This is a genomic window from Cesiribacter sp. SM1 (assembly GCF_020178975.1).
Lineage (GTDB): Bacteria > Bacteroidota > Bacteroidia > Cytophagales > Cyclobacteriaceae > Cesiribacter.
Map to the genome: position 1 here is coordinate 37,501 of NZ_JAHXBU010000047.1, position 23,680 is coordinate 61,180.

The 23,680-nt window shown below is 48.3% G+C and carries 20 protein-coding genes and 2 tRNA genes; 17 read left to right on the forward strand and 5 right to left on the reverse strand.

What is annotated here, in order from left to right:
* Positions 1-8: 8 nt before the first annotated feature.
* Positions 9-662, reverse strand: a complete 654-nt coding sequence (locus tag KWJ01_RS11515; RefSeq protein ID WP_224996596.1) for a hypothetical protein — start codon at positions 660-662, stop codon at positions 9-11.
* Between the two features lie 78 nt (positions 663-740).
* Positions 741-2,525 carry an ABC transporter ATP-binding protein gene (locus KWJ01_RS11520; RefSeq protein ID WP_224996597.1) on the reverse strand — a complete coding sequence of 595 codons (1,785 nt, stop codon included), beginning with the start codon at positions 2,523-2,525 and terminating at the stop codon, positions 741-743.
* Positions 2,526-2,696: 171 nt separating this feature from the next.
* On the opposite strand from KWJ01_RS11520, the gene KWJ01_RS11525 reads away from it, so the two are divergent.
* The 8 genes from KWJ01_RS11525 (at position 2,697) to coaE (ending at position 9,153) form a co-directional block, all read left to right on the forward strand.
* Positions 2,697-3,800, forward strand: coding sequence for a Glu/Leu/Phe/Val dehydrogenase (locus KWJ01_RS11525; RefSeq protein ID WP_224996598.1), 1,104 nt, complete (start codon positions 2,697-2,699; stop codon positions 3,798-3,800).
* 329 nt (positions 3,801-4,129) lie between these two features.
* Complete coding sequence (nusB, locus tag KWJ01_RS11530) at positions 4,130-5,275, forward strand: transcription antitermination factor NusB (protein WP_224996599.1); 1,146 nt, start codon at positions 4,130-4,132, stop codon at positions 5,273-5,275.
* Between the two features lie 11 nt (positions 5,276-5,286).
* The gene (locus KWJ01_RS11535) at positions 5,287-5,586 is read left to right on the forward strand and encodes a YtxH domain-containing protein (protein ID WP_224996600.1); all 300 of its coding nucleotides are present in this window, start codon (positions 5,287-5,289) and stop codon (positions 5,584-5,586) included.
* Between the two features lie 2 nt (positions 5,587-5,588).
* A complete protein-coding gene (locus tag KWJ01_RS11540; protein WP_224996601.1) occupies positions 5,589-6,596 on the forward strand; it encodes an isocitrate/isopropylmalate dehydrogenase family protein in 1,008 nt (335 codons plus the stop codon).
* Positions 6,597-6,655: 59 nt separating this feature from the next.
* On the forward strand, positions 6,656-7,213 hold the full coding sequence (locus KWJ01_RS11545) for a DUF1573 domain-containing protein (RefSeq protein WP_224996602.1): 558 nt from the start codon (positions 6,656-6,658) through the stop codon (positions 7,211-7,213).
* 2 nt (positions 7,214-7,215) lie between these two features.
* Positions 7,216-7,554 (forward strand): preprotein translocase subunit YajC, encoded by a 339-nt coding sequence (gene yajC, locus KWJ01_RS11550; protein ID WP_224996603.1) that lies wholly within the window; start codon positions 7,216-7,218, stop codon positions 7,552-7,554.
* Positions 7,551-8,540, forward strand: a complete 990-nt coding sequence (locus tag KWJ01_RS11555; protein WP_224996604.1) for a hypothetical protein — start codon at positions 7,551-7,553, stop codon at positions 8,538-8,540. The genes yajC and KWJ01_RS11555 overlap by 4 nt, the downstream gene beginning before the upstream one ends.
* Positions 8,509-9,153, forward strand: coding sequence for a dephospho-CoA kinase (gene coaE, locus KWJ01_RS11560; RefSeq protein WP_224996605.1), 645 nt, complete (start codon positions 8,509-8,511; stop codon positions 9,151-9,153). Before KWJ01_RS11555 ends, coaE begins: the two co-directional genes overlap by 32 nt.
* 87 nt (positions 9,154-9,240) lie before the next feature.
* On the opposite strand, the gene KWJ01_RS11565 is transcribed toward coaE, so the two are convergent.
* Complete coding sequence (locus KWJ01_RS11565) at positions 9,241-9,411, reverse strand: hypothetical protein (RefSeq protein WP_224996606.1); 171 nt, start codon at positions 9,409-9,411, stop codon at positions 9,241-9,243.
* Between the two features lie 253 nt (positions 9,412-9,664).
* On the opposite strand from KWJ01_RS11565, the gene KWJ01_RS11570 reads away from it, so the two are divergent.
* Complete coding sequence (locus tag KWJ01_RS11570) at positions 9,665-10,117, forward strand: hypothetical protein (RefSeq protein ID WP_224996607.1); 453 nt, start codon at positions 9,665-9,667, stop codon at positions 10,115-10,117.
* Between the two features lie 133 nt (positions 10,118-10,250).
* Here KWJ01_RS11570 and KWJ01_RS11575 read toward each other — a convergent pair whose 3' ends face one another.
* Positions 10,251-11,861: a peptide chain release factor 3 gene (locus KWJ01_RS11575; protein WP_224996608.1), complete on the reverse strand. Its 1,611-nt coding sequence runs from the start codon at positions 11,859-11,861 to the stop codon at positions 10,251-10,253.
* A 371-nt stretch (positions 11,862-12,232) separates the two neighbouring features.
* Between KWJ01_RS11575 and KWJ01_RS11580 the strand changes: the two genes are divergently transcribed.
* The 7 genes from KWJ01_RS11580 (at position 12,233) to KWJ01_RS11615 (ending at position 20,536) form a co-directional block, all read left to right on the forward strand.
* Positions 12,233-13,336 carry an endonuclease/exonuclease/phosphatase family protein gene (locus KWJ01_RS11580; protein ID WP_224996609.1) on the forward strand — a complete coding sequence of 368 codons (1,104 nt, stop codon included), beginning with the start codon at positions 12,233-12,235 and terminating at the stop codon, positions 13,334-13,336.
* Positions 13,337-13,610: 274 nt separating this feature from the next.
* Complete coding sequence (gene dnaK, locus KWJ01_RS11585) at positions 13,611-15,545, forward strand: molecular chaperone DnaK (RefSeq protein WP_224996610.1); 1,935 nt, start codon at positions 13,611-13,613, stop codon at positions 15,543-15,545.
* A gap of 339 nt (positions 15,546-15,884) precedes the next feature.
* Positions 15,885-17,891 (forward strand): TonB-dependent siderophore receptor, encoded by a 2,007-nt coding sequence (locus KWJ01_RS27985; RefSeq protein ID WP_255651070.1) that lies wholly within the window; start codon positions 15,885-15,887, stop codon positions 17,889-17,891.
* An 11-nt stretch (positions 17,892-17,902) separates the two neighbouring features.
* Entirely contained in the window at positions 17,903-18,424 is a 522-nt protein-coding gene (locus tag KWJ01_RS11600; RefSeq protein WP_224996611.1) for a YfiR family protein, read from the forward strand.
* A gap of 142 nt (positions 18,425-18,566) precedes the next feature.
* The gene (locus tag KWJ01_RS11605; RefSeq protein ID WP_224996612.1) at positions 18,567-19,919 is read left to right on the forward strand and encodes a dihydroorotase; all 1,353 of its coding nucleotides are present in this window, start codon (positions 18,567-18,569) and stop codon (positions 19,917-19,919) included.
* A 145-nt stretch (positions 19,920-20,064) separates the two neighbouring features.
* Positions 20,065-20,140 (forward strand) — tRNA-His (locus KWJ01_RS11610).
* A 141-nt stretch (positions 20,141-20,281) separates the two neighbouring features.
* Positions 20,282-20,536, forward strand: a complete 255-nt coding sequence (locus KWJ01_RS11615; protein ID WP_224996613.1) for a hypothetical protein — start codon at positions 20,282-20,284, stop codon at positions 20,534-20,536.
* A gap of 137 nt (positions 20,537-20,673) precedes the next feature.
* Here KWJ01_RS11615 and KWJ01_RS11620 read toward each other — a convergent pair whose 3' ends face one another.
* On the reverse strand, positions 20,674-23,343 hold the full coding sequence (locus KWJ01_RS11620; RefSeq protein WP_224996614.1) for a WG repeat-containing protein: 2,670 nt from the start codon (positions 23,341-23,343) through the stop codon (positions 20,674-20,676).
* A 103-nt stretch (positions 23,344-23,446) separates the two neighbouring features.
* Here KWJ01_RS11620 and KWJ01_RS11625 point away from each other — a divergent pair.
* Positions 23,447-23,520 (forward strand) — tRNA-Pro (locus KWJ01_RS11625).
* The last annotated feature ends 160 nt before the right edge of the window (positions 23,521-23,680 follow it).

The window sequence follows — 23,680 nt, forward strand, 5'->3', positions numbered from 1 at the left end:
GCCTAACCTTACCTGAGGCCACCGGCGCGTCTTTCGGTTTCGGTATAGCGAAGTTCTATGGGTGCTGATTTGGGAGCGGTGTTCAGGGGCAAAGGCATCAGGAGATACCTGGTGGAGTTAGGCGCAATTGGTGCTCCTCCGGCCGGCATGGTGTACTGTACCAACTCCTTAACCTCCTGGTTAGATCTGTAGGCAACAATGCCGTTAAGAATACCCCAGGCAGCAGGGGCCAGGCCCAGCGGGTGGTAGTCCAGCTTTTTTTCTTCTCCTTCTGTACGAACGAAAGGCCCTAGCAGGAACCACAGCGCGTGCACGGCTACCGGCTGGCGTAAGGCCTTGTAAACATCTTTTCCAGGTCTTACATATAATGTTTTTCCGGCTGAAGAAAGTAATACATCATTGGGCTGAAGCCATACTGTATCGCTTGTATAATTGGTTGCCCGTATGGCATACAAGCTAAGGTTGCGCTTGCTGAGCTTTCTGGCAAAGGGTTCTGAAAACGGGAGTGGCTGCTGGGTAATATCAAAATCCAGCCTGCTTTCGGTTGTGCCGGCAGGGGAGAAGTCTGCATTAGTAAGATCAGGCTTATGAAAAGACCTGGCGCAGGCAGAGAACAGGCCTGCCATAGCACAAAGCATCAGGAAACGTAGAAGAGTAGTCAATGCTGTTATGTAATTGGAAAGCACGAAGTTAACAAGCCAGTTAGACTTTTCCCGTTTCGTCTGCTGATTTTCCTTACATCATTCCACCGCTTCTTCCTGCAGCTGTTTGTCGTAAAGTGTTTTGTAGATGCCAGACTGCTCCAGGAGCTCCTCGTGGCTGCCTTTTTCTACTATATGGCCATTGTCGAGAACCAGAATGTGGTCGGCCAGCTTTGCAGAGCTTACCCGGTGGCTGATGATGATGCTGGTGCGCCCCTGCATGATGCGCTTAAGGTTGTTCAGAATGGTGTTTTCTGTTTTGGTATCTACTGCAGAGAGGGCATCGTCCAGGATCAGGATCTTGGGATCGCGCACAATGGCCCGGGCAATGCTCACGCGCTGCTTCTGGCCGCCACTTAGCGTAATGCCCCTTTCTCCCACACGGGTTTCAAAGCCATTGGGGAAGCGGTCAATATTTTCCAGCAGGTCGGCATCGGCGGCGGCCTGCTGGATGGTCTGTTCATCTAGCCCCGGCTCTCCCCAGGCAATGTTGTTGCGGATGGTTTCGGAGAAGAGGAACACATCCTGCGGTACGTAACCAATCTGGCTGCGCAGGCTTTGCAGGTCGTAGGCCTGAATTTCTGTATCGTCGATATACACCTTACCCTGGCTGGGGTCGTAGAGGCGCAGCAAAATGTTGGCAACTGTACTTTTGCCGGAGCCGGTAGTGCCAATAATGGCCAGCGACTGGCCCGGATCTACCTTAAAGCTGATGTTGTGGAGTGCCTGTATGCCCGAGTCAGGGTATATAAAGCTTACCTCTTCAAAATGCACCCGTCCTTCTATTTCCCGCTCCAGGTCCTGGGTAGAAACTATGTGCGTTTTAGTCTGTAGGAACTCGTTGATACGCTGCTGAGAGGCAGCTGCCTGCTGTACAATACTGGTGATCCAGCCCAGAGAGGTTACCGGCCAGGTAAGCAGGTTTACATAAATGATAAATTCAGCAATGTTACCTGTGGTAATAGCGCCGCGCATTACCTCCAGGCCACCAATGTAAACTGTTAAAATGATTGATAAACCAATGAGCGCCAGAATGAGCGGAAAGAACAGTGCGTTTACAAAAGTGAGGCGCAGCGCCTTATCCTTGTAGTCGTTGCTCAAAACATCAAACTTATTGGCAGAGTCTGTTTCGCGGGCAAAGGCCTTTAGTACCCTGATGCCGCTGAATGCCTCCTGGGTATAGGTAGAGAGGCCGCTAAGCGCTTTTTGTATTTCTGTACTGCGCTGTTCTATCAGGTTGTTCACATAATAAATACTTAGGGAGAGCACCGGCAGGGGCAGCAGCACATACATGGTTAAGCGTGCGTTAATCGTAAACATATACGGGATCAGGATCACGAAAAGCGTAACCAGGTTAATGCCGTACATAATGGCAGGGCCCAGGTACATGCGCACCTTGCTCACATCTTCGCTGATGCGCGCCATCAGGTCGCCGGTATTGTGGCTGCGGTAAAAGCTTAGGGGCAGGGTCTGGTAGTGGGCGTAAATCTCGTTCTTGAGATCATACTCTATGTAGCGCGACATGGCAATAATAGTTTGCCGCACCAGGAAGAGAAACACCCCCCGCAGCAGGGCCATGGCCAGGATAATTATGCCGTATATAAAGATAGAACTGGTGAACAGCTCATAAATAGACTCCTGCAGGGCATAGCCTTCGTAGAGCCGGTAAAGATCTATGTTTTCTTTTACCAGGTCGAAGGCATAGCGGACAACCTGTGCCGGAATGATGGCAAAAATATTTGAGATAACCAGAAAAAGGGTACCCAGGAGCAGGTAACGCTTGTACTGGAAGAGGTATTTATTGATATAACTAAGAGCTTTCACGCTACACTGGAACGATAGAATTAATAATTGGTTTTACCTTACTACAACGTTTGAAATAAAGTTATAAAAGGTATAGCTTTGCATGATTTTTCAAAAAGTCATTGCATAAAAGCACATTTCCATACGGGTTAACCCGGGTTGCAAAGGTAATCTAAACATAAACATACGTACATGGTGGAAGTAAACGAAGTAATGCCACGTGAAAAAACAGGTGTCTTCGATCAAATTGAAGCAATGGAGCACGAACAGCTGGTAGTTTGCTACGACAAAGCTACCGGCCTTAAAGCCATCGTTGCCATTCACAATACCACACTGGGCCCCGCGCTTGGCGGTACCCGCATGTGGCAGTATAAGAACGAACAGGAAGCCATTACTGATGTGCTGCGCCTGAGTCGTGGTATGACTTTCAAGAATGCCATCTCGGGCCTGAACCTGGGTGGTGGTAAAGCCGTGATCATTGGCGATGCCCAAACCCAGAAAACAGAGGCCTTTATGCGCCGCTTTGGCCGTTTTATCAACGGGCTGGGTGGTCGTTATGTAACCGCCGAGGATGTAAACATCCGCACCTCCGACATCGAGTACATTGCCATGGAAACCCGCTATGTATCGGGCCTGCCCGAAATTATGGGTGGCGGTGGCGATCCTTCCCCTGTTACTGCCTACAGCACCTACCTGGGCATGAAAGCCGCAGCTAAAAAGGCCTGGGGTAACGACAGCCTCAGGGGTAAAAGAGTGCTGGTGCAGGGTGTGGGCCAGGTAGGTTCTCACCTGGTAGAACGCCTGCGCCACGAAGATGCACAGGTGTTCATCAGCGATATCAGCGAAGAGCGCCTGAGGCAGGTAGCCAACCGCTTTGGTGCCGAGGTAGTGATGGGCGATGCCATCTACGACCTTGACCTGGATATCTACTCTCCCTGCGCACTGGGAGCCACCCTTAACGACGATACCGTATCCCGCCTGAAATGCCAGGTAATTGCCGGTGCCGCCAACAACCAGCTTAAAGACGAGAAAAAGCATGGCCAGATGCTGGTGGAAAGAGGCATTATCTATGCACCCGATTTCCTGATCAACTCTGGTGGTGTTATCAACGTGGCAGCCGAGTACGAGGGCAACTACCAGCGTGAGCGTGCCTACCAGAAAGCAGAAAAAGTATACGATATCTGCTTAAATATTTTAAATGAGGCAGAAGCCAAAAATATAGGCCCACAGGAGGCTGCCATGCAAATGGCCCTGAAGCGTATTCAGGAAGTAGGCCGTGTGAAGCTGTCTTATTAAGGTATGAGGTATCAGGTATCGGGTATCAGCTTCTGCAGAGGTGGGCATCAGACTTTCTGGATTTATAGCTTTTTTACCATGATTTCAGTAACTTCTGGTATAGTATCTGTTAACGCTGCAGCTTCTGATATTGGCCCGATACCTGATACCCGATGCCTGATACCCGATACCATATAACTTGTACATAATACCCTATACTTAAAACAAATTAGGTACACAACCTTTTTACTAAAGAAGCTATGCTGCATCTTTGCAGCAAGCTTCTTTGTTTTTTTGTTTAAAGCTGATTCTGCTAAATGCTGAACCGTAGGTACCTGCGTATAAAGGCAATGCAAAATATCTTCGCATATTTGCAGTGCCGCCAGTCCGATTACCACCTGGCCTTGGACCTGATCCGGGAGGAGTTTGCTCCCGATCTTAACTCTATGGAGGTGCAGGATCCGGTAAAACTAGAAGAGAACCGTAAGGCTGCAGCCGATCTTTTCATCAAAAGTCACGAGGAGCGCAGGCTACAGTCTGCCGAAGGCTATACCCCCGAACAGACCTCTGCGGCCAGTGATGCCCTGAAATACTATAATAAACTGGTGCAGCAGGATTTTGACCACCTGCGCAAAACCATGGTGGCCGAAGCTGAAAAGCTGGCTGGCCGCTACCTGCTCTTTCTCCTACTCCTGCTGGATCTGAGGCGCTATGCGGCAAGCGAGCGCGAAAGCAGGCTGGAAAGAGGCCGTACCACCGGAACAGGGCCCGATGAGCAAAACTGGCTCAGCAACAGGGTGCTGCAAATACTGGAGAAGAACAAAACCCTGCAGACCGAGGCGATACGCCAGAACCTGAACTGGAAGGTAGATGAGGACTTTGTGCGTGAGCTGTACCGCGATGTGCTGCAGCGCGATGAGGCCTACCAGGAATACCTGAAAATGGGGCAGCCCGACTTTGATGCCGATCAGAAGATTGTGCTCCATGTGGTAAAGAAAATATTCTTCAAGCATGAGCTGGTAGAGTCTTTTATGGAGCGCCAGGATATTTACTGGAGCGAAAACCGCGAGGTGCTTAAGAGCATGGTGCAGCGTACGGTAAAAGAATTAACACCCGAGAGCGACAGCAATGTAGAACTGGCGGTGCTTTCCGTAAACTGGGAAGATGATCGTGAATTTTTTATAGATCTCTATAAACTAACAATTCAGAAAGAGCCTGATTTTGAGGAGCTGATCGCCTCAAAAAGCAAAAACTGGGATGTGGAGCGGCTTGCGCTGCTGGATAAAATTATCCTGATGATGGCACTTTGTGAAATGATTAATTTTGCAAGCATCCCTGTAAAAGTAACGATAAACGAGTATATTGAGCTCTCAAAACGGTATAGTACACCTAAAAGCAAAATCTTTGTTAATGGTATACTAGATGTTCTTTCAGTAGAGTTACAAGAGAAAGGAATAATCCGGAAGAGTGGCAGAGGATTGATTGATAATAAATAAGAGCAGTTTTTATGAATAAAGGTACTATAGGAATTCTCTCGCTGATAACGGGAGCGGCTGTAGGGTTGGCAGTAGGCGTTTTGTTTGCTCCCGATAAAGGATCTAATACCCGCGGCCGTGTTTCATATAACCTGTACCGTTTCAAATCAGCGTTGGAAGATATCCTTAGAGAGCTGCAGGCAGAAGACCTGCCCGACAGCAGCGCACGCTCCGAAAGCGAACGCGTAATAACCGATGCAAAAGTAAAAGCCGAAGAGTTGCTGAAAGATGTAGAGACGTTGATCGGCCAAATTAAGAAAGACTATAAATAATTATGGCTACAACAGTTACGCTGATTGAGGGCGATGGCATAGGCCCGGAAATTACTACTTCTGTAAAACGTATTTTTGAAGCAGCAGGCGTGCCTGTGCAGTGGGAAGAAGAAAATGCCGGACAGACTACCCTGGAATCTGTAGGAGAGCTAATTCCGGCCACGCTGGTAGAATCTATCAAAAAAAATAAAGTAGCCCTGAAGGGTCCGCTCACCACACCGGTGGGCAAAGGCTTTAAAAGTGTAAACGTACAGCTGAGGCAGCTGTTCGATCTTTACCAGAACGTACGCCCCTGTGTTACCACAGAAGGTATCAGCTCCAGGTTCAAGGACGTGAACATGGTGATCTTCCGTGAAAATACCGAAGGCCTTTATGCCGGTCTGGAGATTTTTGACGAACGACTGCAAATTGCCGACTCTATCAGCCGTGTTACCTGGGAGGGCAGCTACCGCATTGTAAAAGCTGCCTTTGATTACGCCCAGCGCCGTGGCTGCAAAAAAGTAACGCTGGTACACAAGGCCAACATTCTGAAAAATGCCGGCAGGCTCATGCTGAAAGCAGGCGAAACGGTTGCTAAAGACTACCCCGGCATTACCTACGAGAATGTAATTGTTGATAATATGTGCATGCAACTGGTGCTGAAGCCCCAGCAGTTTGATGTTGTGGTAACCACCAACCTGTTTGGCGATATCCTTTCGGATCTGTGTGCAGGCCTGGTAGGCGGTTTGGGTGTAGTGGCCGGTGCCAACATTGGCGACGAAGTTGCTATCTTTGAGGCAGTACATGGTACAGCCCCAGATATTGCTGGCCAGGGCAAAGCCAACCCAACAGCTTTGCTGCGTTCCGCTATTATGATGCTGTATCACCTGGATATGGTAGACCATGCCAAGCGCATCAGCCACGCCATAGACGAAACCCTCAAGATAAAAGAGCAGTGCACCGGCGACCTGGGAGGTAGTGCCAGTACACAACAATTTACTGATTATGTAATTCAGAAGCTCCAGAACTAAAGCAAAAAAGCTTGCGTTAGTAGAGCAGTTTGCAAAATCTATTCAAGTTAATTTCATCCATGAAAAAGAATTTCTTGCTTGCATTAGCAGTGGCTGGTATGTTCACTGCATGTAATAATGCCGATTCAGATTCGCGCGTAAAGGAACTGGAGAACCGTTTAGCAGCACTGGAGGCTGAAAAAGGATCTGCAGCAACCACTGTTTCGCAAGATGCTCCTCAGTTAGTTACTGAGCAAAATGCAAATACTGCACCCACAGGCCCCGTTGCAAAAATTGAATACCAGGAAACAGAGTACGATTTTGGTACTGTAAAAGACGGTGAGGTTGTTACGCACACCTTTAAGTTTAAGAATACTGGCGATGTGCCCCTGGTAATTCAGAGTGCTAGTGCTTCTTGTGGCTGTACGGTACCCAAAAAGCCAGAACAGCCAATAGCTCCCGGAGCAACAGGAGAAATCCAGGTTCGCTTTGATAGCTCTAACAAGCCAGGAATCCAAAACAAAACTGTAACCGTTACTGCAAATACCGATCCTGCTATTACAAGACTTGCCATTAAAGGAACAGTAGAGCCTAAGGCAAGTGCAGCAGTTAGTACAGAAGGCCCGGTAAGAAACTAATTATGCTACCTACAATTCTTTTACAGGCAGATGCACAACCCCAGGCCTGGTGGGGTAACTTAATCCTGATAGGCGGGATTATCATTATCTTTTATTTCTTTATGGTAAGGCCACAGCAGCGTAAACAAAAGCAGCATAAGTCTTTTGTAGATTCGCTCAAGCGGGGCGATCGTGTGGTTACCATTGGAGGCATGCATGGCCGCGTAGTAGAAATTGTAGATGATGCCGTGGTGCTTGATGTTGACAGAGGTACCAAACTTACTTTTGAAAAATCAGCCATATCGGTAGAGGCCAGTAAACGTTTTATACCGCAAACCAAAGAAACCAAAGCAGAAGCTTGAAACGGAGTGAGGTATTGTTAAGAGGCTTAAAAAGGCTTTTTTCTACTGAAAGAGGCAAATGGAGAGTGGTAGCCCTATGTGTATTGGGGGCTACCACTTTCTGGTTTTTTAATGCCCTCAATAAACAGTACGCCACACGCCTCAACTACCCCATTGAGTTTCTGTACGACGAGCAGGATGTGGTGGTGGTAAATGAGCTGCCAAAAAAGGTGAGCATTGTGGTATCCGGCGGCGGCTGGAGCCTGTTGCGTAAAACCGTGCTGGTAAATGTAAACCCTATTCAGATACTGCTGGAGAACCCTGCCTCGCAAAAATACATTACCAAAGCTTCGTTAAGTGCCATTATTGCAGATCAGCTCAATGAGGTGCGTTTAAACTACGTGGTTACCGATACGCTTTTTATTGATATTGAACGCAGAATATCTAAAAAAGTAGGGGTGCACATCGACAGTACCTCTATCTCGCTGGCAGATGGCTATCGCATTGTTACCCCCATAAACGTGGCGCCGGATTCCATAAGCTTTACCGGGCCTACCTCTTTCATCAGTGGCCTGGCCGATAGTGTTGTGCTGTTTGTGCCGGCTAACCAGATAAACGGCGATTATTCTGAGTCAATTGCATTAACAAACCTGGAGTCGCGTATTGTAGAAGTTGAGCCCGATGTAGTAGCGGTGAGCTTTGGTGTAAGGGAATTCAGCAGGCAAAGCAGAATGGTAAACATACGCCCCCTGAATTTTCCGGTAAACAGGCCGGTTTCGCTTAGAGATACTGTAGCAAGGGTAAGCTATCTGGTAAGCAGGGCAGATGCAGAACGGCTGCCTCCGGGAAGCTTTAGCGTAGTAGCCGATTATGCAGAACTCAACCGCTCTGACTCTACAATAGTACTGAAATTAGGAAATTATCCTCCACAGGTAGATATACTACGCATAGAGCCAGAATCTGTAAAGGTACGCTATGACCAGCCAGAAGCACGACAAAACCGCTGATAATAAGCCGCTTAAAATTGGCATAACCGGGGGCATAGGAGCAGGTAAAAGTACTGTCTGCAAAATATTTGCTGCCCTGGGTATACCTGTTTATGATGCCGACAGCCGTGCCAAACGGCTGCTGGTAGAAGACAGCGAATTAATGGAGCAAATAAGGGCTGCTTTTGGTGGAGAGGCTTATTTTCCCGAAGGAGGCCTGAACCGTGTGTGGCTGGCAGCACAGGTATTTAGTAAGCCCGATCAGCTGGCACAACTCAATAAGCTTGTACATCCGAGGGTTGGCCTGGATTTTGAAAGCTGGTATCAGCAGCAGGAGGCACCCTATGTTCTCAAAGAAGCAGCGCTGCTATTTGAAGCAGGCTCCTATAAAAGTCTTGATGCAGTAATTACCGTAACGGCACCACAACCATTGCGTCTGCGCCGAACACTTATGCGCGATGAGCACCGCAGCCGTGAACAGGTAGAAGACATTATGCAGCGCCAGTTGCCAGAAGAAGAACGTATTCAGCGTTCCCAGTTTAAGATTGTAAACGATGAACATAGCCTGGTGCTGCCCCAGGTACTGCGTCTTCACCGGCAGTTACTAAGAAGAGAACTACCCGCAGCCGGTTAAGAATTGAGAAACGAAACATCGCCAGGGCACTAATCTTAGCTTGCTAAAATTAGTGCCCTGGCGCTGCAGTTCTTTGGTTAAGCTGTATTAATCTACCGCCCGGCCTATAAAAATCTGAACCAGCAAACCAACAACTGCCAGAATAGCAGCCGTTCCAAGAATGGTGTTGCTGGGTTCGCCCATAGCCATGGCTACGATTAAAATAATGGCTGCTATTACAATAACAACCAGACCCAGGTATCGAGAGATATTTTGCATTGTTAACACGTTCTGCGAATAAATAAACAGGCCCTAAAATAGGTAGAGTGCCGGAATTTACAAAATAATTGACAGTTCGCTTCAGCAGAAGTACGACAACCTTTTCTTAACTATATACATATATTGATGTAAATCATTAATTTAGTATTAAAATGGCTGTTAAAGGTTTATATTAATAACCAGCCGTTCATTCCAAAATCCTCTCCTGTCGGGGAACAAGCAGGCAGGACTCAAGTTTTAAATCAAAAAAAGCATGAAAATTTTTTCTACCGTTCTGCTACTCCTTGCGCTGTTTGTTTTCAACAGCACCGAACTGCATGCACAGCAAAGCACGCCTCCCAGCCGCGTAAACGTAAAGTTTAATGCCAAGTATCCTAAGTATGCGGATAAAGCCAGCTGGGAGCAGACCTCAGAAGGTTATACGGCCACTTTTAACGACAAAGGCAGGCATACCGTTAGCCGCTTTTCTGAAGAGGGGCGCTGGCTGGGCTCCACAACAAAAATTATGAAAAAAGATTGGGAACCTGCCATGAAGCACTATCTTGATCAGGTTCACCCGGGCTATAAGTATCTGCAGGGTTACCGTTATGAAGAGGCCGAGGGAAAGCTGCGCTACCAGGTAGATATACAGGACAAGAACGGCAGCCGTTACCGGCTTGATTTTGACCAGTCGGGAAGCTTTATTAACGAGGGGCCTATCCAATAGCGGAATTAATAATCACTGAATAAATAAATCCTTAAAACAAAAGCGGCTGCTCCACCAGGAACAGCCGCTTTTGCTTTAAGGATTTACAGAAATCAGAGTAAATACTCTGTCAGGACTCAAACCGGCACTCGCTTTAAAATTCAGAAGTAAAATGGAAGGTAATGTCGGGGAAGTTCTCCTGTACCATTTGCAGCCAGGCACGGGTTTCTGCCATAAACACCAGCTTGCCATCTTTATCGCGTGCTATATAGCGGTATTTTGATTCTATGAATTCATCCAGCTTCTTTTTGTTGGTGGCCGTAATCCAGCAGGCTTTGTAGAGGTTGGTGCCTACAAAATCGCAGGAGGCTCCATACTCATTTTTCAGACGGTACTGAATTACTTCAAACTGCAGGGCACCTACGGTACCTACTACCTTGCGGGCACCCATCTCATAGGTAAACAGCTGTGCCACTCCTTCGTCCATCAGCTGACTAAGCCCCTTCTCCAGCTGTTTGGTTTTCATGGCATCCTTGTTTATTGCCTCCCTGAATATTTCAGGAGAGAAGCTGGGAATACCTTTGTAGAGCGATTTGTCTCCGGCAGAAAGGGTATCGCCAATCTTAAGGTTGCCGGTATCGTAAAGGCCTACGATATCGCCTGGGAAAGCCTCGTCAATAATTTCCTTTTCCTGCGCCATAAAGGCAGTGGTGTTGGCAAAGCGGAAAGGCTTATCGAGCCGCACGTGGTGGTAGGGAACGTTGCGCTCAAACTTACCGCTGCACACGCGCAAAAAGGCAATGCGGTTGCGGTGCTTAGGGTCCATGTTGGCGTGTATCTTAAAGATAAAGCCGGTAAAGTCTTTCTCATCTGGTGTAATTACCCGCTCTTCGGTGGCACGTGCTCTTGGGGGTGGGGCCAGCTCTATAAAGCAATCCAGCAGCTCGCGCACACCAAAGTTGTTAACGGCACTACCAAAGAATACAGGCGCTACCTTACCATCCAGGTACTCCTGCACATCAAACTCAGGGTATACCTCTTCTACCAGCGATACCTCCTCGCGCAGCAGTTTTGCCGGGTTTTCACCTACTTCCTGGTCAATGCGGGGATCTGCCAGGTTGCTGATCTCGATAACGTCACTCTGCAGTTCGGGCCGGCTGGGCTGGAACAGCATCAGCCGGTTCAGGTAAAGGTTGTACACCCCCTTAAAGCTTTTGCCCATGCCAATGGGCCAGCTAAGTGGTTTTACGCGTATGTCAAGCTTTTCTTCTATCTCATCCAGCAGCTCGTAAGGATCACGGCCCTCGCGGTCCATTTTATTAATGAAAACCATTACAGGCGTATTGCGCATGCGGCACACTTCCATCAGCTTTTCAGTTTGCCGCTCAACACCTTTCACACAGTCAATTACCATTACCACACTATCTACAGCGGTGAGGGTGCGGTAGGTGTCTTCTGCAAAATCTTCGTGGCCGGGGGTATCCAGCAGGTTAATTTTACAGCCTTTGTAATCAAAGCCCATTACCGAGGTAGCAACGGATATACCCCGTTGCTTTTCTATCTCCATCCAGTCGGAGCGGGCATGCTGTTTTATTTTGTTTGACTTTACGGCACCCGCTTTTTGAATTGCACCACCAAACAGGAGCAGCTTTTCAGTAAGCGTGGTTTTGCCGGCATCCGGGTGACTGATAATCCCGAACGTACGTCGTTTCTTTATTTCTTGTGTAATTGTATTTGACTTGATAAGGTCTTCAGCAACCGCCATGATGATGTATGCTTATAAATTAGTTTTGTAGCAGCCCCTTTAACGGTTCTCCTGTTTTGTCATGCCTGGAATCAGGCAGGTTTACATACAGGAGCTAAAGTTTTTCTACTGCGGCTTTTTTCCGCTAAGCAGGGGCTGGTGTTACTCCAGATATAGAACCTGTAAAAGTAAGAAAAAATTCTGACAGCCTGCAGATTCGCTGATGCCCGGCGGAGCAAAACAGCTACATTCCTCTGGAGTGAAATCAAAAGCAGGCCATAGCCGCCAGCTAAGTTGTTCACGCTTTATTGTGGCCGGTAGCAGAGGAAGGTATTTGCAACTAATCGCCAGAGAGACTGCAGATCTGCTAAATTTACAATATCTTGCGCTACATGCGCTTTCTCCGTATTCTTTGGCAATTTATCTTTTGGGGCCTCATTGTACTGGTGCTGGTTGGTACCTTCCTGCCCCTGATACCATCATCGCGCTGGTGGGTACGCATGTGGGATTACCCAAGGCTGCAGGCTTTTTTTCTGGCGCTGCTGGCAATGCTCATGTTTTTTATTTTTTATTACCACCGGCGTAAACGTGGCAAATTGCTAATGCTGTTGCTGGCTGGCGTTGTCGTTTACCAGGCAGTAAAAGCCTTTCCCTACACCCCTTTTGCACCAAAGCAGGTGCTTGAAACAGAGGGAGACCCCCAGGATACCAGCTTTCTTAGCCTGCTGGTAGTAAATGTGTTGCAGTATAATAAGAATCACCTGGCCTTATTAAAACTCATCGAGGAGAAAGCACCCGATATTGTACTTACGCTGGAGTCAGATTCTGCATGGCAAAAAGCACTCGACCGCAGCAGTACAGCTTATCCCCATGCAGTACGAATTCCCCTGGATAATACGTATGGCATGCACCTATACTCCAGGCTGCCGCTAAAGGAAACAGAGGTGCTGTACCTGCTGGAGCCGGATATTCCTTCAATACAAACCAGGGTGCAGCTGCCTTCAGGTGAGTGGATTCAGCTTTATGCTGTGCATCCACGCCCGCCTGTGCCTGGCGAGAGTGGCGATAGCCGCGAGCGCGATGCAGAAATTGTGATGATTGGAAAAATGGCTAAGGAAAAATCTGAAACGGGAGGTGTAGTGGTGGCAGGTGATTTTAATGATGTTGCCTGGTCTCCCACCACTGACTTATTTCAGGAAATCAGCGGCCTGCTCGATCCGCGTATTGGCAGGGGCTTTTATAATACCTTTCATGCCCAATACCCGCTCTTCCGCTGGCCGCTCGATCATGTATTTCACTCCCATCATTTTAAGCTGTCCAGCATGGAGCGCCTGCCCGATATCGGCTCCGATCATTTTCCTATTATGATCAGGCTTAGCTACGAACCGGAAGAAAAGGCAGAACAGGAACAGCCGTTGCCTGATGAAGATACCCGGGAAAAGGCAGATAAGCTCATAGAAAAAGGCGTGAACGACAAAGATGCACCTGGCGACTGATTTTTGATATTTTTTACCCTATAGCTAAATGCCTGTTCCTGCATCAGTGGCAGACTACTGGCATAGCCTGCTGTAAAGCAGTACATTTTGCCCCAGTATTTGGCTGATTTTTGGATAGCCTGTATGCCATACATTACCTGACTGTCAACATCGTGTAAAGTAACTGTCATGTTGGCAGCTTTTGAGGGTAAAAGCCGCCTTGGCACAACCATTGTTAAATTCTTTGCGTGAGGTAAAAAACGTAAGTTGAATTTTTAAAACATCTATATATACTATGGGAAAAATAATAGGAATTGACTTGGGTACTACCAACTCTTGCGTTGCCGTAATGGAAGGTAACGAGCCGGTAGTAATCCCTAATAGTGAAGGCCGCCGCACTACGCCGTCCATTGTAGCCTTTTTGGAGAACGGCGAGCGTAAAGTTGGCGATCCTGCCAAGCGCCAGGCCATCACCAACCCTAAGCGCACCATTAGCTCGGTGAAGCGCTTTATGGGTAAAAAATACTCTGAAGTTTCTGCAGAAGCCAAGCGTGTTTCTTATGAAGTTGAGCAGGGTGCTAACGATACACTTCGTGTTAAAATAGGCGACCGCCAATATACGCCACAGGAGCTTTCGGCCATGATTCTGCAGAAGATGAAGTCTACTGCCGAAGATTACCTGGGAACAGAAATCAAGGAAGCTGTAATTACCGTACCTGCATACTTTAATGATGCCGAACGTCAGGCAACAAAAGAAGCAGGCCAAATTGCTGGTCTTGAAGTAAAACGTATCATCAACGAGCCAACAGCAGCTGCCCTGGCCTATGGTCTGGACAAGAAAAGCCAGGACATGAAAATTGCGGTATTCGACCTTGGTGGCGGTACCTTCGATATTTCTGTGCTGGAACTGGGTGAGGGTGTGTTCGAAGTAAAATCTACCAACGGTGATGTGCACCTGGGTGGTGACGACTTCGATGCCAAAATCATTGACTGGCTGGCAGATGAGTTTAAGAACGACGAGGGCATTGACCTGCGTAAAGATCCTATGGCCCTGCAGCGCCTGAAGGAAGCAGCCGAAAAGGCCAAAATTGAGCTTTCTTCTTCGCAGCAGACCGAAATTAACCTGCCGTACATTATGCCGGTAGATGGCATTCCAAAGCACCTTGTGCGTAGCCTTAGCCGCGCTAAGTTCGAGCAGCTGGTAGACGGCCTGGTACAGCGTACCATGGGCCCTGTACGCCAGGCGCTGAAAGATGCCAATATGTCGCCATCAGATATCGACGAAGTAATTCTGGTAGGTGGTTCTACCCGTATTCCTAAAATTCAGGAAGAAGTAGAGAAATTCTTTGGTAAGAAGCCAAGCAAAGGTGTAAACCCAGATGAGGTAGTAGCTATTGGTGCTGCCATTCAGGGTGGTGTACTTACCGGCGAGGTTAAAGATGTGTTGCTGCTGGATGTTACGCCGCTGTCACTGGGTATCGAAACCATGGGTGGCGTAATGACCAAACTGATTGAGTCTAACACAACGATTCCTACCAAGAAATCAGAAGTGTTCTCTACAGCCAGCGACAACCAGCCAAGCGTGGAAATTCACGTACTGCAGGGCGAGCGTCCTATGGCGAAAGATAACCGTACCATTGGCCGTTTCCACCTTGATGGTATTCCACCAGCACCTCGTGGTATCCCTCAGATCGAAGTAACTTTCGATATTGATGCCAACGGTATCCTACACGTATCTGCCAAAGACAAAGGCACTGGTAAAGAGCAAAAGATCCGCATCGAAGCAAGCAGCGGTCTGAGCGAGCAGGAAATCGAAAAAATGCGCCGCGAGGCCGAAGCCAATGCCGAGTCAGACAAACAGGCTAAGGAAAAAGTTGAAAAACTGAACCAGGCCGACTCGCTGATCTTCCAGACTGAAAAGCAGCTAAAAGAGTATGGCGATAAGCTTAGCGAAGGCAACCGCAGCAAAATCAGCAGTGCGCTTGAGCAACTGAAAACTGCTCACCAGCAGCAGGATGTAGCCGCAATTGACAATGCTATGAACGAGCTCAACACTACCTGGCAGGCAGCTGCACAGGAGATGTATGCAGCCGGCGGCGGACAGCCAGGTGCTGATGGTGCCGGACCACAAGGTGGACCAGGTGCAGGCCCGGGTGCTAATGCCGGTGGCGGAGCCGCAGGCGATGTGTCTGATGTAGAGTATGAAGAAGTAGATGATAACAAGAAGTAGTATTGACTACTGATCCAATAAAAAGCCCCGGCCTTCAAGTCGGGGCTTTTGTTTTGCATATTGTTCATAAGTGTAATGTTATCATGGTGAAAAACAGATCTCTGCAGAATATTATATAAATGTTTGTTCATTGATTTTCATGAATGTTTGAACATTGTGTTATTATGCTGATAACTACAAGATAATCAGGGCGTTATTGTGGAATTTTTCGGGTACCGATTGATAATAGATCTTTTCATTACAGCACATTATGGAATGCTTTAATAGAAATAGTGAGGAGCGGGCATTGCTGTAATATTGTAAAATTATTTGACCTCACTAAACAACCACTACTGATTTATGAAGTGTATTCATTTTGCCTTCCTGGTGCTGGGAGGGCTATGCCTGCCTGTTGCTGCAACTGCACAGCAGCCGGCAGATAGTCTGCTGCTGGAGTTGCAGGGATTATCGGCCTATGAAGAGGCTAGTGCATTACAGGCACAACTAAATGGTAAATTGGGTGTAGGCAGCCACATTGGCTTGAGCAGCCGTGAGACTCCCGGAATTGTATCTGTCATTACTGCCCAGGATATACAGGATATGGGTGCGCGCGATTTTATTGATGTGATGCGCGTTGTGCCCGGCTTTGATTTTGCCGCAGACGTAGATTTTGCCGTTGGTCCTACCATACGAGGTAACTGGGCTATGGAAGGAAAAATGCTGCTGATGGTAGATGGTGTGAAGTACAATGATCTCCTGTACCAGAACCTGTTCTTTGGCAACCACCTGCCGGTAGACCAGATCGAAAGGGTTGAAATTATTCGTGGTCCGGGATCGGCCATGTATGGCGGTACGGCAGAATATGGGGTAATCAACATTACAACAAAAGGTGCATCCGGCCTGAATGGCGTTTCTGCTACAGGCAGCTATGGCATGTATGGCAAAGACCTGGCCCGCCGCAACATTGGCCTTAGCATTGGTAAACGTATAGGGAATGTTGTTGTTGATGTTTCGGCACACACAGGCAGGGCAAACAGGAGCAATAGCATGTACCAGCCAGGCTTTGATGCCTTTGTTGGAGAAGTAAACCTGGCCGACGGCCGGGGGCAAACAAACCCGGGCTTTGTGAGTGCGGGCGTTTCCTGGAAGGGGCTTAAGTCGCGCTTTGTTTTCGATGACTACTCCTGGAGCAACTATCATTACGACCTTCAGACTAAAATCATGACTGGTTTGCTTGAGTACGAATTTAAAGTAGGAAAAAGGTTTACCCTTACGCCACAGCTAAGCTATACCAACCAGATGCCATGGTACTACAAAAACTCTTTATTCCCCTCTGATGAACACAAGTATCTCTATGAATATAAAATAAGGACCGAGCGTGCTACCGCTAACCTGACCGGGGGCTATAAAGTTAACCACCGCTTGTATTTAACTTCTGGAGTGGAATGGTACCAGGAGCGGGCAAAGGATGTGTTGGATCAGGGTAATTTTGGAGATGTGCAGCAGGTTGAGTATCAAAATTTTTCTGCATTTGGCGAGGCGCTGCTAAAGCACAGGCTGGCCAATATAACTGGCGGTATACGATTAGAGCATCACAGTGCTTTTGGTTACGCCTGGGCTCCACGCTTTGCCATTACAAAGCACGTGAACCGCCTGCACTTTAAAGGTTTGGCCAGTGGTGCTTACAGGGCACCAGGCATTGAGAACATCAACATGAGTGATGATATAAAACCGGAGCGCAGCAGTACTTATGAGCTGGAAACAGGCTACCAGTTTACAAAAGATATGCTCCTGGCTGTAAATCTCTTCAAGATTAAAACAAAGGACATTATTGTTTTCAGCTATGTTGACGTTGAAAATGAAGGCTTTGGAAATTTTGAGCAGGTGAGCAGTAAGGGTGTTGAAGTTGTATACCAGGTGCGCCGGCCAAAATGGTCTTCAAACCTCACTTATTCCTATAGCCGTGCTTCTGATAAGAATGCAGTAGAGCAGTATAAGGTCTCAGGTAAAGATCATCTGAATATTGGTATCGCCGCTCATAAATTAACCCTGCATGGGGGGTACAGGGTGTCGAACCGCTTCAGCATCAATCCTTCTCTGGTTCTTATTGGCGAACGCTATGGTTACAAAGGCTACGATGAAGAAGGCACGCCGTTGCTGATGCGTTTTGCGCCATTTCTGCTGGCAGACCTGCACCTGCAGTATAAAGATCTGCTGCCGGGGCTTACACTGGGCGTGGGTACCCACAACCTGCTGAATGAAGAGAATTCCTTTGTTCAGGCCTATAACGGCAGCAGTGATCCTGTGCCCGGCCCTGGCAGAGAATATACAGTGAAGGTATCTTACGACTTAAAATTCACGAAATAATGCAGGCAATCATGAAAAAACAACTCATTATAGCAATTGCTCTATGCCTGCTGCCGCTTAGTTCGCTCCTGGCGCAGGCTGTTAATTATAAAGCACAAAGTGTATTTCTGTTCAACTTTGCCCGCTATGCCGAATGGCCGGCCTCTGCACCCGATAATGAGGTGATACGCTTTGGTATCATGGGTAAAACCGAGGTATTCAAAGAACTTGATGAGGTTCTGAAGGTTAAAACCATCAATGGCAAAAAGTGCCAGGTAGAAAAAATAACAAATGCGGCTTCAGTGGGCTATTACCACATTATTTTTGTGGCTGATAATGAGAGTAGTAAACTGCTTGACTTGTTGAAAGCACTGGGAGATAAACCTACCCTGGTGGTTACAGAACGCGATAACCTGATTCGTAAAGGTGCTGCCATCAGCTTTTTTATAGCGGATGATCAGAAGCTGCATTTTCAACTCAATGACGATGCACTTAGCAAAGCTAAAATACAGCTTGCAAACTCTTTAAAGAGCCTTGCACTGGCCGATCACTAATCTTCTTTTTCATACATATTCCTCAATTTAAAACCAGTTTCTGTAGAGGCTGGTTTTTTATTTTAGCCTGCCTCCAGACATCAGAACAAGCTTAGCTTTTGTGTAAACGGGCGTGGGTTTATACCTTTGGTAAAAAAAACTCATGGCGTCAACACTTATCCTAAATGCGCAACTGGTTAACCAGGGCAAGGTACAGGAAGCAGATGTGCTTATTTCAGACGGGCGCATTATACGCATAGGCAAAGACCTGCAGCATATTGTAGCCGACAGGGTGCTGGATGCAGGCGGTAAATACCTGTTGCCGGGGGTAATTGATGATCAGGTGCATTTCAGGGAGCCAGGGCTCACGCACAAAGCCACCATTGCCACCGAAAGCCGTGCTGCTGTGGCAGGGGGCGTTACTTCTTTTATGGAGATGCCCAATACGCAGCCACAAACCCTTACCCAGGCGCTGCTGGAAGAGAAGTACCAGATAGCAGCACAAAGCTCCTTTGCCAACTACTCTTTTTTCATGGGAGCCTCAAACGATAACCTGGAGGAAGTGCTGCGCACCGATCCGGAGCGTGTATGTGGCATCAAGGTGTTTATGGGTTCCTCTACCGGCAACATGCTGGTAGATAACGAGCAAACACTGGAGGGGCTTTTTAGCCGGGTAGAAATGCTCATTGCCACGCACTGCGAAGATGAGGCCACCATTCGCCGAAACATAGAAGTGTACCGGCAGCAGTGGGGCGAGGAGGTGCCTGTGCGCTTTCACCCCCAGATTCGCAGTGCCGAGGCCTGCTACAAAAGCAGCAGCATGGCTGTTGCGCTTGCGCGCAAATGGGGTGCGCAGCTGCATGTGCTCCACATCAGTACTGCCAGGGAGCTGGAGCTGTTCGATAGAGACATACCACTGGCAGAAAAGAAAGTTACAGCGGAGGCCTGCATACACCACCTCTGGTTCACAGAGCAGGATTATGAAATTAAAGGCAATTTTATTAAATGGAACCCTGCTGTAAAATCGGCTGCAGACAGGGCTGCACTAAGAAAAGCCCTGGCAGAAGGGGTGCTGGATGTGCTGGCAACCGACCACGCCCCCCACACTCTTGAGGAAAAGGCAGGCACTTATTTTAAAGCCCCCAGTGGTGGCCCGCTGGTACAGCATAGCCTGGTGGCAGCCCTGGAGCTGGCAAAGCAGGGCGTGCTAAGCCTGCCACAGGTGGTAGAAAAAATGTGCCATAACCCGGCCATCCTGTTCCGCATAAAAGAGCGGGGGTTTATTGAAGAAGGCTATTGGGCAGACCTGGTGCTGGTAGATCCGCAGCAGTCCTGGACAGTTAGCAGAGAAAATATATTATACAAGTGCGGCTGGTCTCCATTGGAGGGGCAGGAATTTCAGCATAAAGTTACCCACACATGGGTGAATGGAGAACTGGTGTGGGAGGAAGGCCAGCTTCATGAAAGGAAAGCAGCCCAACGCTTACTTTTCGACAGGGCCAGCATAAACCGCTGAAACAGGCTGTAGCATAGTTGCAGCATGTGGCCCTGGATATCCTTTGCTCTTCAGCCCAAAAATCTTTTTGAGAGAAAATAAAAATAGTGCTGGTAGAATATTGCGGGATATCACTCTCTGTATTACCTTTGCATTCCAATCTGATGGTAATTGTAGCTCAGTTGGTTAGAGCGCCTGATTGTGGTTCAGGAGGTCGCCGGTTCGAGCCCGGTCTTTTACCCATATTTTTCCCCTGCCGGTAACGGCAGGGGTTTTTTGTTTAAAGGGGCTTTCAAAACAAACTTTTTACGTAAATTACTGCTTAGTTGAACATCGGATTTTAGTTACTAACCCAGGCATAGGAAAAGAAAAAGAGAGATTGCATGAGGCCGGAAGTATTTATGGATCTGCCCATAAGGGATAAGGTAAAAGTGTTGTATGAGAAGGGTACTTTTGTAGTAGCCATACGCTACTATGGCTATAAAATTAACCTCTACCTCATGCAGAATTATTATGTTGAGGTTTTTTACAACCACAAGCAGGATTGTATAGAAAAAATTGAACTATTCAACCCGCGTCATACCCGCCTTAAATTCTATGCCGATCAAATTAAGATCAGCCTGCCTGCAGGGATATAAGTTTTGAGGGAGTGAAGGATTGATTTTGTGAGTAGTAGACCCCTGCTGAAAAAATCCTGTATTGTGATATGGCAAGTCTTGATTCGGTAAATACATCGCTCACTCTCTCACCCCCTCTTCAAAATCACAACTTAGAACTAATCACAAAGCAGCAGTTCCCATTCTGCCCTGTTGTAGGTATTCTGGAAAATGACTTCACCCTTGTCGTTCATATAGATAACGGCATAGGTTTCCTGTTCCCTGTTTTTGCGCTCCAGGTAAAACAGGGGTGCTTCGCGGCTGCCCAGGTTGCGGATATCATCATAAACAGGTGCTGCCAGTATGCCTCTGCCGGTGCTGGCAATGCCGTAACCGGCGTTTGTTTCTAATATCACTAACCCTCCTTTTGTATGGCCAGGCTCGCGCAGCCACTCTATCTCCAGTATATCCTGTAGCAGGGGCTGGCTGCTATGAACAAAGATTATTTGCCAGAGGTCGTCTTTCTGGGCAAATGCAGTAGAATCGGTCCAGTAGCGAATACTTTCATAAAGGTGAGGCAGTATGGTTTTTCCGCCGCTATCAACCAAACCCCACTTTTTGCTCTTTGAGGCTGCCACCAGCTGCCTGTTGTAGGGCCGTGGTGCAGCATCGAACTGCGGGTTCAGCAGGAAGTTCTGGTACGGATTAAAGGTGCCAAAGCGACTGCCCTTTAGCATTGCCAGGTGCCCGCCCTGGTAATTTCCGATAGCATCATAAGCCGGTTTAAGCAGTGTCTGGCCGCTGGTGTCTACGAGCGTGGCTGCACCTCTGTTTGTTTTTAAAATAAGCAGGGCGGGGTCGGGCGACTGTACATCTTCATATCTGCCCTGAAGCAACTGCCTGCCCTGCAGGTTATACACCCGCATGTTTCTGCTGGCGCTCACTACTACCTTGTCGAAGCTGTCGCGCTTAGGTTTTAGAGAGTCGGGTACATACAAGGAGCGTAAAATCCTGATGCTTTCATTGGTTTGCAGGGGCACGCGCTGCTGTTTGTTGAGGAAAAGCAGCGAATCGCGGCCCTCGTTGCGGTACCATAGCAGCTGTGCGTGCAGGAGAAGCAGGCTATCGTAAGCCGGGCTAAGGGGCTTGAGCGCAGGAAGCTGCCAGAGCGACCAGCGGCCATCCTGCTTCACAGCCAGGTGATCGTACCTGTACTGCGCCTGTTGATAGTTGCCGGGTAGTGCTGGTTTTCCCTCCCCATTCAAAACCTGGTATGCATTGTTCTGCTGCATCAGCAGTGCCCCTGGTATAGCCTGTACCGTCGTGCCTTTGCTGCCTTCTGCAATACTGTTCAGGTTGGTATCCAGTACCAGCCAGCTGCTGTCAGGCCTTACTGCCATCAGCAGGCTATCATTTATAAGCCTTACAGACTGGTAGGCAAAAGCTGGTTTTATTTGCTCGTTTTCCTGTGCTGCCCTTACGAGGCTTTCGCGGCTGTGTACTGATATGCGGTTTGAGCGAATACGCAGGATATAATTTGACAGTCGCGCCAGGGAATCTGGCTGTGGATTCAGCAGCCACAGGCCGTTAGGGGTGAGCAGGCCTCTCTGGTTTTCCCTTTGCACCAGCACCAGGTCGCGGCCCAGGCTCCTGATTCCGTTGTAGTCGGGTTGCAGCAGCCAGGTGCCATTTTTGAGCAGGAGGCCCTGCCGGCCTGCTTCCTGCACCCGGATGAGCGCAGGCATAATGTGTTCCACAAATTCGTAATCACCCTGAAGTAAGGTCTGGCCATTCAGGGCAACAAGTTGTGATTGTCCGTCGGCAAACACTTCTGCTACATCCTGTTCAAGGCTTTCGCACACATAATCGGGGTGTACATCATCAAAAGCAGGGGATAGAACACTACTGCCATCTTCAGAGATAAAGCCCCACCTGCCATCTTGTAAAACAGTGATCACCTGCTGGTTTGCCAGGCTTATGAGGTTGCGCAAGGAATCTGGCTGCGGCAGGCCGGGGTATTTCTGCCACAGTGTTTGCGGTTGTTCATGCAGGTAGTATAGTTGTGTGAGTGCCTGCTGGTTGTAGGGGCTTTCGGGGTAAGTACTTATGTACTGGTAGTAGCTTTGAGGCTTGTGGTCAGCAGTGCTAAGCCGGTATATGTTTCGCAGCAGGCGATCACGGTATGGGGTCTGGGGAAAATCGGACAGAAAGCGGCGGTAGGCCTGCAGGGTGCCGGTGCGGGTACGTTCTTTAAATAAAAGCTCCTCGTAACGTTCGCGCGCTTCGGCTTCCTGCCGGGCCTGTGGGTAGGTCTGGAAAAACTGCTGATAGGCCTGCCAGGTATTTACCTCTTCTGCGGTGGCAAAGGCAATGGCATTGCGCCTTTCCGTGGCTTCTGCCACCTGCCGCGCCAGTGGGTAGTTGTCAAGAAAGTACTGGTAGGCTATCACGGTATGTTGTGCAGCGGCGCGGGCAAAGGCTGCACTGTCAACCCGGGCATGCTGAAGGGCAAGAGCGGTGCTGTCGAGGCCAAGCCTGTGCCAGCGCTTTTTGTCTTTTGGTTCTTCCTGCGGCTCCTGTTGCTCCGCTTTTAATATAAAGAGGTGTGCTGTATCGATGTTTTGCCGGTAGGCTGTGTCGAGGTACAGCCTGCTAAGCAGCCAGTAAGCGGCAGGGTTAATACTGTCCTTTTCCAGGTCTTTGCGCAGGAGTTCTTCAGATCTGGCAAACTTTTCTTTCTGGAGCTGCCGCAGGGCTCTGCGCGGTCTCGACTGCAAAAAACAGCCGCTAAGCGTAATAGAAAGTAGCAGAAACAGTAAGATATGATAAGCAGAGAACTTGAGCTTCATGTAGCAATAACGTAATGCGCAGACAATATTGGTAGCTGTAGCCAAAAAAGAGGCAAACAGTAATGTAAAAGAAATAAAAAATTTCGTAATATTGCAGCCCGTTCGGGATGTAGCGCAGCCCGGTAGCGCGTCCGTCTGGGGGGCGGGAGGTCGCAGGTTCAAATCCTGTCATCCCGACTGAATGGGAACCGCATTTACTGCTTGTAAATGCGGTTTTTTGTTTTATAATGGTGAGTTCAGCCTGAAGGAAGGCCGGAAACTATTTTGAAACATTAGTAAAATACAGTAGCCATGGCTCGTGCTTGCCTCCAATCTGTAGCTGCAGCTCCCACCGTTT